The following is a 14,754-nucleotide window of genomic DNA, read 5'->3' on the forward strand; positions in this document are numbered from 1 at the left end:
TTTTTTTAGCATTTGTCAAACATTTTATGCTAAATCATGCGAATATCTTGTTCATCTACTAAAATCATTGCGCCTTGTGCAATTAACGTATTGCTTCCTTTTCCTTCTCGTTGATCCATCGGATGTGGTACACAATAAATTGGTATATCCAGCGAAAGCGCCTCATTAACAGTCAGCATTGTGCCACTTCGCATCCCTGCTTCCACAACGATAACAGCATCACTCAAGGCCGCAATTAAGCGATTGCGCCAAGGAAAATGATAGGGCTTTGGCGGTGTATGGGGTGGATATTCACTTAGGACCAATTGCTTTTTGGCCATGATTTGTTGAATATCGGCATTAACTTTCGGATAATACACATCCAATCCACATCCCGTTATACCGATTGTATGCTGAGCAAGAGCTTCGCGATGTGCAATGCCATCGATTCCCTTGGCAAGCCCGCTCACAATGCAATAGCGCAATGCTAAGATTTTGGTGATTTGTGCGCACATCTTACTTCCATAAGCGGTTGGCTGACGGCTGCCTATGACAGCCACACTTCGCTGTTCACATAAAGCAAGATTACCTTCATAAAACAAAATCCACGGTGGACATTGCAGCCTTCTAAATTTGCAAGGATATGTAGGATCGACAATTGTAACATAGGTACATGAACATGCTGGTAAATTCCATGCTTTATTTTCCTTAATGGCTTCGCGCATCTTATACCAATCCCCTTTATACTGTATCGCATAAGCTAAAATTTGTTCTCGATATTGCATCATTTAAACCTCCTTACTTTTATATACGACACAGATAGGTCTTTTTCGTAAAAGTGCTTTATTTTATCAAATAATATAAAAAGAGCCCTATTTTCATAAGGCTCCCATGCAACATAGTTTATAAGATTGCTGTACGTTCTTCATAAGAATCAGCACGCAACATTAGCAACATGCTTATCAATAACAACAAGATAGCAATTACATTAAACAACAAAGTGCTAGTATGCAGATGTTCAACAAATTCGGCCATGATCTTCATGCATGCTCCAGCTATACCGAAGATGTGTCCGGCATGCAGTTCAAATCGTATGGATACATGTTTTTTCGCATATTGCTTGCGTTGTAGCAAATATACAGCAACAACAAGTGATATACAGACAACATCACTCAAAAGCTGATAAGATTTCCCAAACGCGTAGCTTTGTGGGTACAAAACATACAAGAGCTGAAAGATTGTTGCTATCCAAAAGCTACACGCTATGGCAATTCCCGTTTTGCGATATTTCATGTCCTCTTCCTCAGGACAAATTAATTTTTCTTTTTCAAATCTGGCAGAAAGTCTTTTTCTGCATCGTCAATCAGAATTTCACGAGCACTCGTCAACAATGAGGCCATATTCTGTAATTCACTAGGTACAACGATCTTCGTAGCCTTGCCATCTGCCATTTTTTCATAGGTTTCCAAGCCTTTTAAGCTTAAATATTCCTTGGTTGGATTCGCTGTCTTGATCATTTCAATACCACGTGCCTGTGCCTCATAAATACGTTCCATTGCCTGTGCCTGACCTTCTGCTTCAGCAATCATCGCTTCTTTCTTAGCTGTTGCGCGTAAAATGACTGCTTCTTTTTCACCTTCAGCTGTTAAAATAGCACTTTTCTTTTCACCTTCCGCACGTAAGATGGACTCACGACGTTCACGTTCTGCACGCATCTGTTTTTCCATCGCTTCTTGTATATCGCGCGGTGGGATGATATTTTTTACTTCCACTCGGTTGACTTTAATTCCCCAAGGATCGGTTGCTTCATCCAAAATTGAACGCATTTTCGTATTGATGATATCACGTGATGTCAAAGTTTCATCCAATTCAAGATCACCAATGATATTACGTAATGTTGTAGCAGTTAAATTTTCAATAGCCGTAATTGGTCCGACAACTCCATAAGTATAAAGTTTAGGATCGGTAATCTGAAAATAAACAACCGTATCAATTTGCATTGTTACATTATCCTTTGTGATAACCGGCTGTGGAGCAAAATCTTTCACAACCTCTTTTAACGTTACCTTATTAGCTACACGATCAACAAAAGGTACTAAAAAATGTACACCGGTATTCCAAGTTGTATGATATGCACCTAAACGTTCAATTACAAAAGCCTTTGCTTGTGGAACAATACGCACCAAATAGGCAAACAGCCCAATGACAATCAATGCCACTACTACTAAAATAATAATTGTAAAAATATTCATCATTTACCCTTCTTTCTTTTTTATGTTAAACCGCTTTACGAACAAGCAGTTTAGCACCTTCGATTGCAATTACTTTCACTCTTGCAGCTTTTTCAATTGGTGTACCATCTACACTTATGGCATGCCATAAGGAGCCATTCACCTTTACTTCTCCCCATTCATCTGCCATGATCGGTTTTACCACAACACCAAATTCACCAATGCAGCGATCCGCATTTGTGGCAATTGTATTCCCACGTAAATAACGGGATGCAATTGGTCTTACCACAAGCATACTGACAATAGAAACAATAGCAAAGCCGGCTATTTGTACCCATATAGGAAGATTTAACAGACTAAGCAAAACAGCAATGATACCGCCAACGGCGAACCAGATAGAAACCAAGGCTGTCGGTGTGATTAATTCTACTACCAGTGCCGCAATACTGATGCCAATCCAGATTACTACCATGTTTTCTTCACCCCTCATTCTTGTTGATCAGGTCTTTTAAATCTGCTATCAACATATTTTCTTTTTCATCAAAGCGAGCATTGACTTTTAAACCATCCATCTTCTGATGCGTCAGTAATGCGATTTCCTCCATGATTGCCTTGTTTGTGATTCGGGCATAACCTTTACCCAGTGATATTTTATGCAATTGATCCATTTCTACTAAATGCAAATCTATTTCGCGCTTACTTACCGGACGTATTCCCAATTGACTGTTTTCCGCATCAATACCAATCATGCACCATCGCACATCTTCAAAGTAACTGGCTGCGCTACTATTCAGCGTGATATTACTGGGATATAACGTCAAAATCAGCGTATATACATTACCTTTGACCCATGTAAACATCCTGACACCACCTTTCTTATTTATATTATATTATTTTTCTTATTTTTTTGCAACCACTATTCTTACTTTTCTTATTTTTCTTATAATACAAACAATTTACTCACAGTGTTCTCAAAACTTCTCATCTCAGGTGATGTTCTAATGCAATCGTCTAATGCGATTCTATGCTAACCTTAGTAAAAAAGAAGCAGGCACATACTGCTTCCTTATCTGCTAAAGATCAAATACCAATTGTTGCATAGCCGCAACCGGACCATAACTTTTTCGATAGATATCGTTAATCACTCCATAAGTATGCATTGCCTCAAGATGCCCTTTCGTAGGATATCCTTTATGCTTTGCAAAACCATATTGTGGATACTGTTTATCATACGCGCACATAATACAATCCCTTGTGACTTTTGCCAAAATACTGGCAGCCGCAATACTAACACTTTTCTGATCTCCCTTTACTAAAGATATAACATCCAATGACGCATTGGGCAAGGGCATGGCATCTGTCAAAACACCATCAGCATCATGAAAGCTGTTCGATAATTCCAGCATCGCCAACTGTGTTGCTCGATAAATATTTTGTTCATCGATTATTTGAGGAGAAACAATCTTAATATGATATTCACTAGCCAATTGAATGATTTCTTGAAACAAGGCCTTGCGTTTCTTCTCACTGAGTTTTTTTGAATCATAAATACTTTCATGCGAAAAACCAACAGGAAAGCTGACTGCTGCTACAACCAATGGTCCAGCAATAGGACCACGTCCAGCTTCATCAATACCAATGATTTTCTTTTTACCTTCTTTCCACCAAGCTATTTCATAAGCATTCTCACACTGCATCTGGAACCTCCCAGCTAATTGGACCAAGCTTATCATCACGCAATTCACGCAAAAACGTTTCAATGGTGCGCTTTTCATCGATTTCATGATTACGCATGTAGCCACGCTTTTGCGCAATTCGATTTAACATTTCATAAGGGTCTGAGCACAATGCGATATCATAACGTTTCGTTAATGCTTGCGCATGATGCTGCAACAGATAGCGCATAGCCCAAGCTGCAATTTCCTCTAAAGGCAATATTTCATCTCGGATAGCACCGGTGATGGCCAACAAGATACCAACACGTTCATCTTCAAACTTCGGCCATAAAACACCTGGTGTATCTAATAATTCCAAATCTTTATTGATTTTTGACCATTGCAGCGATTTCGTAACACCCGGGCGATCTCCGGTAACAGCAATTTTTTTCTTTGAAATCTTATTGATAAATGTAGATTTTCCTACATTGGGAACACCAACCACCATAGCACGCATCGCACGCGGTTTCATGCCTCTTCGTATCATACGCTCAATTTTCGCCTGCATCAGTGTCTGTACAGCTTTTACGATCTTTGGCGTAATATTTTCAGTTATGATATCCAAAGCTAAGACCATTGTGGACGCATTGCTCAAAGTCTGAATCCAGGCCTTTGTAATAGCCGCATCAGCCTTATCTTTTTTAGAAAGAATGATGAGTCTTGGCTTTTGCTGAATCAATTCTTCAATCATCGGATTCTTGGAAGCATTAGGAATACGGGCATCTCTTAATTCAATAACCAAATCCACCATCTTCATCTTATCTTGCATTTCACGTTTTGCTTTGGTCATATGACCCGGAAACCATTGTATTCTTATCTTATCATTTTCCATAATTTACATACCTCGCTTGTTCAAAAGGATAATAGACAAACATGCCTTTCGCAAGTATTTGACTTCGCTTAAAAGGCCCCACACTCTCTGAGCGTGAATCCAAAGAATTAACGCGGTTATCACCAACCAACAAATATTCATCTGCTTTTAATGTATGCTTAGGATAATCTGCTGTAAACATACCTTTTTCTTTCTCAATACGTTTTCTATACGTGTTGTCTAAAAAGGGTTCTTTAACCTCTAAATCATTGATAAACAGTTTGTTATCTTTATATTCTACGGTTTCATTGGGCAAACCGATAACACGTTTCACCCATAAATCATCATCAGATGCATGTTTTACTACAACGATATCAAAACGTTTGATATCGCTTAAATAAGATGCTGCAACATTGATAAAAACCTGTTCCCCATCCTTTAAGGTCGGATACATAGATTCCCCCACGATTGTCTTACCTCGCAACACAAAGGTAAACATCAATAAGACGATCAGCATACAGACGGCAAACATTCTCACAGTATCTATAACTTGATAAAATCTATCCCATTTTGTTTTTTTCTTTTGCATGAACTCACCTACTTTGGTATATGTATCTTATGAAAAGGGAAAATGACCAACGCATCCTTTCCTTTGATCTGGCTGCGTTTAAAAGGTCCAAAGTCACGCGAATCACGTGAATTGATCCGATTGTCTCCCATTAGCCAATACTCATCTTCCTGTAAACACACTTCGGTAAAATCTTCCGTAAATGCATCGACAGTATCACGTATGCCATTTGCCCATTCATTATCTAAATACGGCTCATCTAATGCCTTATCATTCACATATACTTTATCATCTTTACAAGATATGCGATCCCCCGGTAAACCAATTACGCGTTTAATGATCATGCGATGCATCTGCTTATTCTCATAAGCTATAACGATATCCCCACGCTCTATTTCTTGAAATTTTGCACTGAACGCATTGCTTAGCGCAAAGTCGCCTTCTTCAATCGTAGGAAACATGCTTTGTCCACTGACGTGAATTGGTCTTACAGCAAAATTAATGGTTAGGTATACAAGCACGAAGCATGCCAAAAAAATCTTCAATAACGATAGAAGATTACTGCCGATAACTCTTCCCAGAGTCTCGTCACGTTCTTGTCTGTGTTTGCTGTTCACAGATTTGTGCATTGCGACTCCTCCACAATCTATAAAAGAAAAAGCCGGAACATATCCCGACTTTTCTCATTCTTAACGAATTTCTTTAATACGAGCAGCTTTACCTGAACGTCCGCGAAGATAATATAATTTATTTCTTCTAACCTTACCGTGACGGACAACTTCAATCTTCTCAACAATTGGAGAGTGGATTGGGAAAGTTCTTTCTACCCCAATCTGGTTAGAAATCTTACGAACTGTAAATGTTTCAGCGATTCCTCCACCCTGACGTGCGATTACCAGACCTTCAAAAACCTGGATACGTGATTTGTCGCCTTCTTTAATCTTAACGTGTACACGAACGGTACTACCAGATTTAAAGAAAGGGATGTCTTTCTTCAATTGAGATTTTGTTACTTCATTAACTAACTGTAAATTCATACTCTCGGCGCTCCTTTTCTACAATATATTTACGTTGGGCTCATAAACAATTAAGACGTCCAGCGGAACCTCGTTTGCCAATAGGCTTATTGATTATAGCACACTTTCGTTTCTCTTGTAAATAGGAATTTGTAAAATTTTACAGTCATTCATGAAGACACTGCTCTTTGGAAAGTTCGGGTTCTTTCCCTTATAATCATACCATTTTTCATGCCCATCTGAAAAGAAATTACATAAATTTCGCAAATTCTTTATATTTCTTAAGATTTATCATTTTTTGTATGCAAATCTTCCTTTGCTTCTTTTCGCACTTCTTCCATCAATTCTTGTTCTTCTTTAGTAAAAACACGTGTAGCCAGCAAATCCGGACGGCGCTCCAGCGTTTTCTTTAAAGACTGTTTTAGCCGCCAGCGTCGGATATTCGCATGATGACCACTCAGCAATACCTCTGGCACCCGCTGCCCTTCAAATTCAATCGGACGCGTATATTGTGGATATTCTAAAAGACCATTTTCAAAAGAATCATCCGCATGACTATCTTCTAAAATCACACCATCCAGCAAGCGAATGATGGCATCGCTCATCACCATTGCTGCAGGTTCACCACCTGTTAAGACAAAATCCCCTAAAGAAAGTTCTAAATCGACATACGAGCGAATGCGTTCATCAAAACCCTCATAATGTCCACAAAGAAAAATCAAATGATCATATGTTTTCACAAAATGATGTGCTGTTGCTTGCGTAAAAGTCTCTCCTTGCGGTGATAACATCACCACATAGGAAGATGGCGTACGAATATCCTTCAGGCAATCAACAATCGGCTGACAAGATAAAACCATTCCCTGTCCACCACCACATGGGGTATCATCAACATGGTTATGCTTATCTTTCGTATAAGCGCGAAAATCAATCGTTTCAAAGGTAACCAATTCACGTTCAATTGCCCGTTTAATGATAGAGGTCGTAACAAAACTGTCAAAAAATTCAGGAAACAATGTCATGACTGTAATCTTCATAATAACCCATCCATCAGCTTAATCACAATGCATTTCTCTTCACGCTTAAATTCCTGCACAAATGCTTTTACATATGGAACTAAAAATTCGCGTTCTTCATTGCGAACACGCAAGATGGCATTGGCACTAGTTTCTAACACCTCGATTACATCTCCTAAATATCTTCCCTCTTCATCCAATACTTGACAATCTTGTAATTCAAAGAAATACGCCTCATCTTCTTCTAATGCATGCAGTTGTTCCTCGCTGATAGAAAGAAGACTGCCTTTCCATGTCTCAACCTGATTGATATCATCATATCCTGCAAACTTCACAATCAACAACTGTTTCGCCCATTTTGCATACTCCACGCAGACATCAAGAAGCTGTTGCTGATATTGAATATGAATATGTTTTCCTTTCGCAAAACGGATATCGACAAAATCCGTTGTAGGTTTCACTTTAACTTCGCCACGTAAACCATGTGTATTTACCAGTATTCCTATGTTGATTTCGTTCATATGATCCTCCTGAAAAAAGGATGCTTTCCTGCATCCTAATAAGATTCGAATTTAATTGTAACTCGTTTATCTTCTTTTCTTGATGCCACAGACATCATCTGACGAATTGAAGATGCCATGCTACCGCGTCTTCCGATCAATCTGGCTACATCTTCACTGTTTGCATATACATACAATAAGATTTCATTTTCATCCAATGTATCCATTTTCTTCACAGAAACACTCGCTTTATCTTCAACCATCGGTGTTACAAGATCCAATAACACTTTTTCGTAATCAATCATACTTACTTAGCGTTTTTTTCTTCGTGCAGACGTTTCATGATGCCCTGTTTAGACAGAATGTTACGTACTGTATCAGAAGGCTGTGCTCCATCTTTCAGCCATTTTACAGCTAATTCTTCATTTACTGTGATAGATGCTGGATTGGTTGTTGGATTGTAAGTACCGATTGTTTCAATGATACGTCCATCTCTAGGTGAACGAGAGTCAGCAGCTACTATTCTGTAGAAAGGTTTTCTTTTAGAACCCATTCTTTTTAATCTTAATTTTACCATGTATTTTTCCTCCTATATTGCGTTATGCTTGTTTATTATACCATATTTTTATAAGGTGTCAAGTATTTTTCCTTTACACCTTTTATTTTTTATACATGTTTCATTCGTTCAACAATAAAATATTGCTTTTAGCCAAAAAGCTATCTCTCGGATTGGCATTTATAAGATTCGCATAGCATCTTCTTCCCCTTCCATAAACGCAAGACAGCTTTCCATTGAGTGATAGACCATATCGCGATTAGAATCATCTGTCAGAAATGCCATATGTGGAGATAAGATTACATTAGGATAACTATTTAAAAGCAACATTTCTCGTGAAGGCAACACTCTTCCCTTTTGTTTTTGATAATAAATACCTGTTTCCCCTTCTACCACATCGAAAGCAGCTCCTTGAATCTTACCCTTTTCAATGCCTTTTATCAGAGCTTCATTATCAATCAAAGCGCCTCGCGCCGTATTAATCAAAATCACACCATCTTTCATCATAGCGATACGTTCTTGATTAATGATATGATAAGTTTCCTCATGCAATGGCAGATGCAGTGTGATGATGTCACTTTTTTTCAACAAAGTTGCTAAATCGCAAAACTGCGCATACGGAAGTAGTTCTGGTTTTATATGTCGATTATAAGCCAAAATATCACATTCAAAACCTGCCAAATGACGTATCAGCGTCGTGCCAATATTGCCGCAACCGATGACCCCTACTATCTTCCCCTTTAAATTTCTGCCTTGTACAGATTCAAAGGAATAATCTTGCAATTCCGTGCTCTTCATAATAAGTTTCATTTTTCTAAGCGTCATCAGAATCAGCATAATTGTATAATCGGCAACACTTTCCGGGGCATAATTGGCATTTCCTATTCCCATACCTACTTTTTTAGCAGCTGCCAAATCAATATGATCATAACCTATCGTACGTGTTGAAATGAAACGCACACCCTTACGATGAAAGGATTCAATAAGGGCCGCATCACAAGGTGTCGATAAGATGCTGATACATGGATAACCACATGCCAAATGAGCATTTTCTAAGGTTGGACGTTTACTGCATGTAGCATACGCAATTCCATATTGTTTTGCACATTCTTCAAAATATACACGTTCTTCTTCTCGAAAACCATAAACAAACACTTTCATGAGACATCCTCCTTATAAGAAAGACAAGGTTCTTTACCTTGCCTTATTTAAAATCTTCTGCCTTTTTTTCCTGCACGCATAGCTTTGTTCATAGCACGCATATTTTTCATGCCTCCCATGGCTCCCATATTAGGCATTTTTCCATTTTTTGACATTGACATCATCTGTTTCATCACCGTCTTCATCTTTTCATATTCGGAAATGCAACGATTTACATCAGCCACCGTAGTTCCACTTCCCTTAGCAATACGATTTTTTCTTCCTGCTCTAAGAATATTAGGATTTTCTCTTTCTTCAGGCGTCATACTCTGGATGATAGCCTTGCTTTTTTTCAATTTATTATCTGCCTTTGCCTCATCAATTTGATTTGCCATCTGTCCCATACCAGGCAACAATTTCATCATGCCGCCTAAAGACCCCATCTTTTCTATTTGTTCATATTGAATTAACATATCACTCAATGTAAATTGTCCACTCATCATACGATTTGCTGATTTGGTGCTAGCTTCCATATCCATTTTTTCCTGAGCTTTTTCTACCAGTGAAAGAATATCACCCATTCCTAAGATACGATCTGCCATACGATCTGGATGGAACACATCCAAATCCTCAATTTTCTCACCTAAACCAACAAATTTTACAGGCACTTGTGTGATGCTTCGTACAGATAAAATACCACCGCCGCGAGAATCACCATCTAGTTTCGTTAAGACAAGTCCAGTAACACTTAGCTGTTCATGAAAGCTACTTGCGACATTCACAATATCCTGTCCAGTCATAGCATCAACGGTTAACAAAATGTCATCCGGATGAACAAACGCTTTAATATCAGACAATTCTTGCATCAATTCTTCATCTATATGCAAACGCCCAGCGGTATCAAAGACAACCGTATCATAGCCTTGTTCTTTGGCATAATCCATCGCTTTTTGCGCTGTTTCTAATGCCTTTGTTTCAACCCCTAAAGAAAACACCTCGACATCAATGCTTTCACCAAGTGTTTTCAACTGTTCAATCGCCGCCGGACGAATTACATCACAGGCAACCAATAATGGCTTACGACTTTGTTTCTTCTTCATAACATTAGCGATTTTAGCTGCCGCCGTTGTTTTACCAGTACCCTGTAAACCAACCATCATGACGGTTGTTATGCCCGTTTTCTTATAATTGATAGGAGCTTCTTCATTTCCTAATAAGGCAACTATTTCATCATGAACGATCTTAACGACCATTTGCCCAGGGTTTAAAGAAGTCATCACTTCAGTGCCCAATGCTTTTTCTTTTACACGAGCGATAAAATCTTTTACAACACCATAATTCACATCAGCTTCTAATAATGACATGCGCACTTCCCGCAACATATCATTCATATTTTTTTCGCTTAATTTACCTTTACCTGTTATATTTTTAAACGCCTTTCCCAGACGTTCACTCAAACTTTCAAATGCCATTCTTCTATTTCCGCCTTTCTTCCTGAATTCTTGTTTATTATATCATAGCCAATTCTTATTTGGAAAGGCTATTTCATGGATTCTTTGCGATACAACGCAATATGAAAAGATATCTGTGTCGTCAATTCCTTGCATTGTTTTAATGCCTCTGCTTGCTGTTTAGGAGTTCTCCAATAATATGGAGTCATTTGAAACAGTGCCCAAATATCCTGAGCATCCTGAATTGTAATGGTATCTTCTACAATTTCTTCATGTAGTAAGGTAAAACCGGAATAACCTGTTTCAATTTCATTTTCATACACATCCGTATATAACAATTGTTTCAGCTCATATAGATGCTTTGGACCAGGCCCTACCTTTAAAAAATAACCACCTGTTTTTAATACTCTATAATTTTCTTTGCTATCCACAGGGGCAAAAACAGACACCACCCCATCTGCACAATGCTTGGCTATTGGTAAATGGAAGATGTTACACACCCCATAAGTTACACCACGATGCGCTTTACAAGCCTCATCAATCGCATGCTTGCTTAAATCAAAGCCATAAATTTGTGTGGCAGGCAATACTTCCTGAAAATAATTTGTATAATAACCTTCTCCACACCCTGCATCTATCAGCGTTTCCAATGCTAATTTCTGTAACATTGTCGCTAATCGTTTTTGCAGAATATGATAATAACCATGGGATAAAAAACGGGTACGAGAGCGTACCATCGCTTTATCATCACCGCTTGCCTTATGGGAACCAAGCACCAGATTAACATATCCGCGACGAGCTATATCATAACTATGCCCTTTTGCACAGCGCCATACGTGTTCTTCTTTTTTTAATTGTTCATGACATTTCGGACATATGAGCATTCGTTCCACCTCATTCTCTTTGTCTTAGGATTATATCATAAATACATGGCAAGTGTAAATGTAGACAACATATCAAAAAGAAAAGCGCAATACTCTAAACAAAGAGTATTTGCGCAAATGTTTGGTTAATAATCATTTAAGCCTGGAACGATCATTTCTTCTACAGCTTCTTTTTTATGTTTTTTATGCACCTTTTTGCTCTTAGGTTTTTCACGCATACGCAGTTGATACCATACTTGTGCAGCAATAAACAAAGAACTTCCAGCACCGGCAATTAAACCGATAAACAAAGCCAAACAGAAGGTGAAGATTGCGTTACTACCCAAACCTAGCAGACAGATAACCGGTAATACAGTCGTAAAAGTAGATAAAATTGATCGTGTTGCCGTATTCTGCAAGGCAATGTTCACAATTTCCTTATATTTTACCTGATCCAGTTTTTCATGTCGGTTTTCTTTAACCTGATCTCGAATACGGTCAAAGACAACAATGGAGTTATTAATAGAATAACCAATGATTGCCAACATTACAGCTATGATTTCCGTATTCACCTCTAAACGGAAGATAGCACAGAAACATAAGATGATAAAGACATCATGTATCAATGCAATGATACCACTTAATGCATAATCCCATTTAAAACGCAGGGAAATGTAAATCATAACACCAATCCATGCCAATACAGAAATAACAATAGCTTTTCTTACTAATTCACGACCGATGACTGGTGTAACAGTACTATCGCTGACATCATGTTTGTATGTTGCCTTCAAAGCCGTTTTCGCTTTTTCCATCGTGCTTGTATTAACCGCTTCCTTAACAAAGACATGTGCAATCTCATTCTTATCACCATTGATCTTCACACTGTTCGCATGAATACCCAAAGATTTTAATTGTGTTTTTAATTCATCAGCTTTGATTGCACTGTCACTTTGTACCGTAATTTTTGTACCACTGGTAAAATCAATACCGAAGTTTAAGATACCATCGCCTTTGAAACCATTAAAGCCCATACAGCCAATGGCAATGACCATAATAGTCAAAGAAGTAAAGATGAAATATTTTGCTTTACCAACAAAGTCAAATCCTTTAAAGCGTCCATAATAGAAACGTGATTCTCCGTTAGCAACGCTTGGAATCTGATTTTTCTTGACACCAAACCAACTCTTCTTATCATCCAATTTGCCACTGTCCACGAGCATCTTCAAAAGGAATTTAGCTACAAAGACAATAACCAGTAATGTAGAAATCGTTGACACGATCAACATGGTCGCAAAACCTTTTACACTACCTGTACCGAAGATGAACAGAATCAATGCGGAAATAAAGGTCGTAAACTGAGCATCAAAAATCGTGACAAATGATTTGGAACTACCTTCGTAGAAGGCTGTTTTGACACTTCTGCCACTATATAAAGCATCGCGAATACGCTCGAATGTCAAAATATTAGAATCGACTGCCATTCCGACACCCAATACCAAGGCAGCGATACCTGATAAGGTAAAGACGGCTCCCATTAGGTTATTAATCAAGAAGACAACAAAGACGTAAGATGCAATTGTAATTGCGGATATAACGCCCGGTAAACGATAATATAAGATCATAAACAACATGATCAAAGCAATACCTACAGCACCAGCCATCATGGTTGTTGAAAAGGCATCAATACCATAATCAGCGGTTACCGCATTGCTATAGGATTCGACCATTTTCACAGGCAAGGAACCTGAATTGATAAGATCCTTTAATTCATTTGCCTCATCTTTGCTAAAGTTCCCACTAATTTGGGCACTCGTACTATTAATTCCCTCTTTTACAGATGCCGCAGAAATATATTTTGGTTTCTCTTTTGTTTTTTCTGCTGCATAAGAATCTGTTGCCTGGTCAAAATCCAGCCAAGCTACCATCAGATTTTGACCATCTCCCATTGCCGCAACCTTTTTGGTAACCTCATAAAATTTACTTTGATCTGCCAGTTTCAAACTAACGACGGGATTGCCATATTGATCTGTTGTAACACTGGCTCCTCCTTCTTTTAAAACACTAGCATCCATCAGCAGATTATCATTCACATCACGGAATGTTAAATTTGCAGTAGATGAAATTACCCTTCTTGCCTGGTCGGCATTTTTCACTCCAGCTAACTGTACACGAATACGGTTATTACCTTCCACCGTAATATCTGGTTCATTAACACCAAGCACATCGACACGTTTGTTTACAGATTCTGCCACTGCGCTCATACTTGGCATCTTTTTTCCATCCAGCGGACTTACTTCATACAGAATTTCAAATCCACCCTGCAGATCCAAACCAAGCCTCATGTTATCTTTGATCATTCCACTGCAAGTGACAATGACTGCCAAAATTGTCAAAACCGTGATGCCAAAAACAACTAAACGCGATTTTTTCATTGCTTATCTCCTCCAAATAAATCTTCAAAGTCATTAATCTTCATTTTTGCGCCAAGTAAAATGGCCTCATTAGATAAATATGCGACCACATCATTAGCACTCAGCTGCATGACATCATTCACCGCATCATGCACACTGTCTACTTTCTCATATTTCCATTTTCCAATTAATGCACTTTCTACATGCTGATATGTTAAGGAAGATAACTGTTCTCGTTTGAGTTCATTGGCCTTTAGGGCGATGGCAAGTTTTATGTATTTATCATCAATCAGACTTTGCTCACTCATAGTTTCCTCCTCAATACCATAACACATATTTTACATCATTCCTTTTCATAAGGCAATATGAAATTCCAAGTAGGGTATTTTTCACATCATTTCAACTTTCTAATGAAAGGCCTAAAAAGCAGCAAGAAAGGTCCTTTATATTGCTGCGAACAACCATCTTTCCACGGTATGCACATGTTTTTTGCA

The 14,754-nt window shown here is 38.4% G+C and carries 19 protein-coding genes; all 19 read right to left on the reverse strand.

The features are described 5' to 3' along the window. Positions 1–29: 29 nt before the first annotated feature. Complete coding sequence (gene dprA, locus EDD61_RS01315; protein ID WP_117547632.1) at positions 30–767, reverse strand: DNA-processing protein DprA; 738 nt, start codon at positions 765–767, stop codon at positions 30–32. A 115-nt stretch (positions 768–882) separates the two neighbouring features. Then, positions 883–1,272 carry a hypothetical protein gene (locus tag EDD61_RS01320; RefSeq protein WP_132223416.1) on the reverse strand — a complete coding sequence of 130 codons (390 nt, stop codon included), beginning with the start codon at positions 1,270–1,272 and terminating at the stop codon, positions 883–885. A 20-nt stretch (positions 1,273–1,292) separates the two neighbouring features. Then, complete coding sequence (locus tag EDD61_RS01325) at positions 1,293–2,231, reverse strand: SPFH domain-containing protein (RefSeq protein WP_008688657.1); 939 nt, start codon at positions 2,229–2,231, stop codon at positions 1,293–1,295. 25 nt (positions 2,232–2,256) lie between these two features. Then, positions 2,257–2,682: an NfeD family protein gene (locus tag EDD61_RS01330; protein ID WP_008688659.1), complete on the reverse strand. Its 426-nt coding sequence runs from the start codon at positions 2,680–2,682 to the stop codon at positions 2,257–2,259. Between the two features lie 7 nt (positions 2,683–2,689). Then, positions 2,690–3,070, reverse strand: a complete 381-nt coding sequence (locus EDD61_RS01335) for a hypothetical protein (RefSeq protein WP_020990774.1) — start codon at positions 3,068–3,070, stop codon at positions 2,690–2,692. Between the two features lie 213 nt (positions 3,071–3,283). After that, positions 3,284–3,907, reverse strand: a complete 624-nt coding sequence (locus tag EDD61_RS01340) for a ribonuclease HII (protein ID WP_008688661.1) — start codon at positions 3,905–3,907, stop codon at positions 3,284–3,286. After that, positions 3,897–4,757 carry a ribosome biogenesis GTPase YlqF gene (gene ylqF, locus EDD61_RS01345; RefSeq protein WP_008688662.1) on the reverse strand — a complete coding sequence of 287 codons (861 nt, stop codon included), beginning with the start codon at positions 4,755–4,757 and terminating at the stop codon, positions 3,897–3,899. Before ylqF ends, EDD61_RS01340 begins: the two co-directional genes overlap by 11 nt. Continuing rightward, entirely contained in the window at positions 4,747–5,325 is a 579-nt protein-coding gene (lepB, locus tag EDD61_RS01350) for a signal peptidase I (protein ID WP_132223419.1), read from the reverse strand. Before lepB (EDD61_RS01350) ends, ylqF begins: the two co-directional genes overlap by 11 nt. Before the next feature lie 8 nt (positions 5,326–5,333). Beyond that, positions 5,334–5,933: a signal peptidase I gene (gene lepB / locus EDD61_RS01355; RefSeq protein ID WP_132223422.1), complete on the reverse strand. Its 600-nt coding sequence runs from the start codon at positions 5,931–5,933 to the stop codon at positions 5,334–5,336. Positions 5,934–5,993: 60 nt separating this feature from the next. After that, positions 5,994–6,341, reverse strand: a complete 348-nt coding sequence (gene rplS, locus EDD61_RS01360) for a 50S ribosomal protein L19 (RefSeq protein ID WP_008688665.1) — start codon at positions 6,339–6,341, stop codon at positions 5,994–5,996. Positions 6,342–6,601: 260 nt separating this feature from the next. Next, on the reverse strand, positions 6,602–7,357 hold the full coding sequence (gene trmD / locus EDD61_RS01365; RefSeq protein WP_008978291.1) for a tRNA (guanosine(37)-N1)-methyltransferase TrmD: 756 nt from the start codon (positions 7,355–7,357) through the stop codon (positions 6,602–6,604). Further along, positions 7,354–7,857: a ribosome maturation factor RimM gene (gene rimM, locus EDD61_RS01370; RefSeq protein ID WP_132223425.1), complete on the reverse strand. Its 504-nt coding sequence runs from the start codon at positions 7,855–7,857 to the stop codon at positions 7,354–7,356. Before rimM ends, trmD begins: the two co-directional genes overlap by 4 nt. Positions 7,858–7,892: 35 nt before the next feature. Next, a complete protein-coding gene (locus EDD61_RS01375; RefSeq protein WP_008688671.1) occupies positions 7,893–8,141 on the reverse strand; it encodes a KH domain-containing protein in 249 nt (82 codons plus the stop codon). Positions 8,142–8,143: 2 nt separating this feature from the next. Continuing rightward, positions 8,144–8,413 (reverse strand): 30S ribosomal protein S16, encoded by a 270-nt coding sequence (gene rpsP, locus EDD61_RS01380; protein WP_008688673.1) that lies wholly within the window; start codon positions 8,411–8,413, stop codon positions 8,144–8,146. Positions 8,414–8,572: 159 nt separating this feature from the next. Next, complete coding sequence (locus EDD61_RS01385; RefSeq protein ID WP_008978289.1) at positions 8,573–9,553, reverse strand: D-isomer specific 2-hydroxyacid dehydrogenase family protein; 981 nt, start codon at positions 9,551–9,553, stop codon at positions 8,573–8,575. A 47-nt stretch (positions 9,554–9,600) separates the two neighbouring features. Beyond that, entirely contained in the window at positions 9,601–11,004 is a 1,404-nt protein-coding gene (gene ffh, locus EDD61_RS01390) for a signal recognition particle protein (protein ID WP_008688675.1), read from the reverse strand. A 68-nt stretch (positions 11,005–11,072) separates the two neighbouring features. Next, on the reverse strand, positions 11,073–11,867 hold the full coding sequence (locus EDD61_RS01395; RefSeq protein WP_008688676.1) for a putative RNA methyltransferase: 795 nt from the start codon (positions 11,865–11,867) through the stop codon (positions 11,073–11,075). A gap of 125 nt (positions 11,868–11,992) precedes the next feature. Further along, positions 11,993–14,281, reverse strand: coding sequence for a protein translocase subunit SecDF (locus EDD61_RS01400; protein ID WP_008688677.1), 2,289 nt, complete (start codon positions 14,279–14,281; stop codon positions 11,993–11,995). Next, positions 14,278–14,568 carry a post-transcriptional regulator gene (locus tag EDD61_RS01405; protein ID WP_008688678.1) on the reverse strand — a complete coding sequence of 97 codons (291 nt, stop codon included), beginning with the start codon at positions 14,566–14,568 and terminating at the stop codon, positions 14,278–14,280. Before EDD61_RS01405 ends, EDD61_RS01400 begins: the two co-directional genes overlap by 4 nt. Positions 14,569–14,754 lie beyond the last annotated feature (186 nt).

This window comes from Longicatena caecimuris, from assembly GCF_004341945.1.
Taxonomy (GTDB): Bacteria; Bacillota_I; Bacilli_A; order Erysipelotrichales; family Erysipelotrichaceae; genus Longicatena; species Longicatena caecimuris.

Excerpts from the sequence above, each read along its gene's own strand:
- dprA (WP_117547632.1), bottom strand. The coding sequence starts at position 767 with ATGATGCAATATCGAGAACAAATTTTAGCTTATGCGATACAGTATAAA.
- EDD61_RS01320 (WP_132223416.1), bottom strand. The coding sequence starts at position 1,272 with ATGAAATATCGCAAAACGGGAATTGCCATAGCGTGTAGCTTTTGGATA.
- EDD61_RS01325 (WP_008688657.1), bottom strand. The coding sequence starts at position 2,231 with ATGAATATTTTTACAATTATTATTTTAGTAGTAGTGGCATTGATTGTC.
- EDD61_RS01330 (WP_008688659.1), bottom strand. The coding sequence starts at position 2,682 with ATGGTAGTAATCTGGATTGGCATCAGTATTGCGGCACTGGTAGTAGAA.
- EDD61_RS01335 (WP_020990774.1), bottom strand. The coding sequence starts at position 3,070 with ATGTTTACATGGGTCAAAGGTAATGTATATACGCTGATTTTGACGTTA.
- EDD61_RS01340 (WP_008688661.1), bottom strand. The coding sequence starts at position 3,907 with ATGCAGTGTGAGAATGCTTATGAAATAGCTTGGTGGAAAGAAGGTAAA.
- ylqF (WP_008688662.1), bottom strand. The coding sequence starts at position 4,757 with ATGGAAAATGATAAGATAAGAATACAATGGTTTCCGGGTCATATGACC.
- lepB (WP_132223419.1), bottom strand. The coding sequence starts at position 5,325 with ATGCAAAAGAAAAAAACAAAATGGGATAGATTTTATCAAGTTATAGAT.
- lepB (WP_132223422.1), bottom strand. The coding sequence starts at position 5,933 with ATGCACAAATCTGTGAACAGCAAACACAGACAAGAACGTGACGAGACT.
- rplS (WP_008688665.1), bottom strand. The coding sequence starts at position 6,341 with ATGAATTTACAGTTAGTTAATGAAGTAACAAAATCTCAATTGAAGAAA.
- trmD (WP_008978291.1), bottom strand. The coding sequence starts at position 7,357 with ATGAAGATTACAGTCATGACATTGTTTCCTGAATTTTTTGACAGTTTT.
- rimM (WP_132223425.1), bottom strand. The coding sequence starts at position 7,857 with ATGAACGAAATCAACATAGGAATACTGGTAAATACACATGGTTTACGT.
- EDD61_RS01375 (WP_008688671.1), bottom strand. The coding sequence starts at position 8,141 with ATGATTGATTACGAAAAAGTGTTATTGGATCTTGTAACACCGATGGTT.
- rpsP (WP_008688673.1), bottom strand. The coding sequence starts at position 8,413 with ATGGTAAAATTAAGATTAAAAAGAATGGGTTCTAAAAGAAAACCTTTC.
- EDD61_RS01385 (WP_008978289.1), bottom strand. The coding sequence starts at position 9,553 with ATGAAAGTGTTTGTTTATGGTTTTCGAGAAGAAGAACGTGTATATTTT.
- ffh (WP_008688675.1), bottom strand. The coding sequence starts at position 11,004 with ATGGCATTTGAAAGTTTGAGTGAACGTCTGGGAAAGGCGTTTAAAAAT.
- EDD61_RS01395 (WP_008688676.1), bottom strand. The coding sequence starts at position 11,867 with ATGCTCATATGTCCGAAATGTCATGAACAATTAAAAAAAGAAGAACAC.
- EDD61_RS01400 (WP_008688677.1), bottom strand. The coding sequence starts at position 14,281 with ATGAAAAAATCGCGTTTAGTTGTTTTTGGCATCACGGTTTTGACAATT.
- EDD61_RS01405 (WP_008688678.1), bottom strand. The coding sequence starts at position 14,568 with ATGAGTGAGCAAAGTCTGATTGATGATAAATACATAAAACTTGCCATC.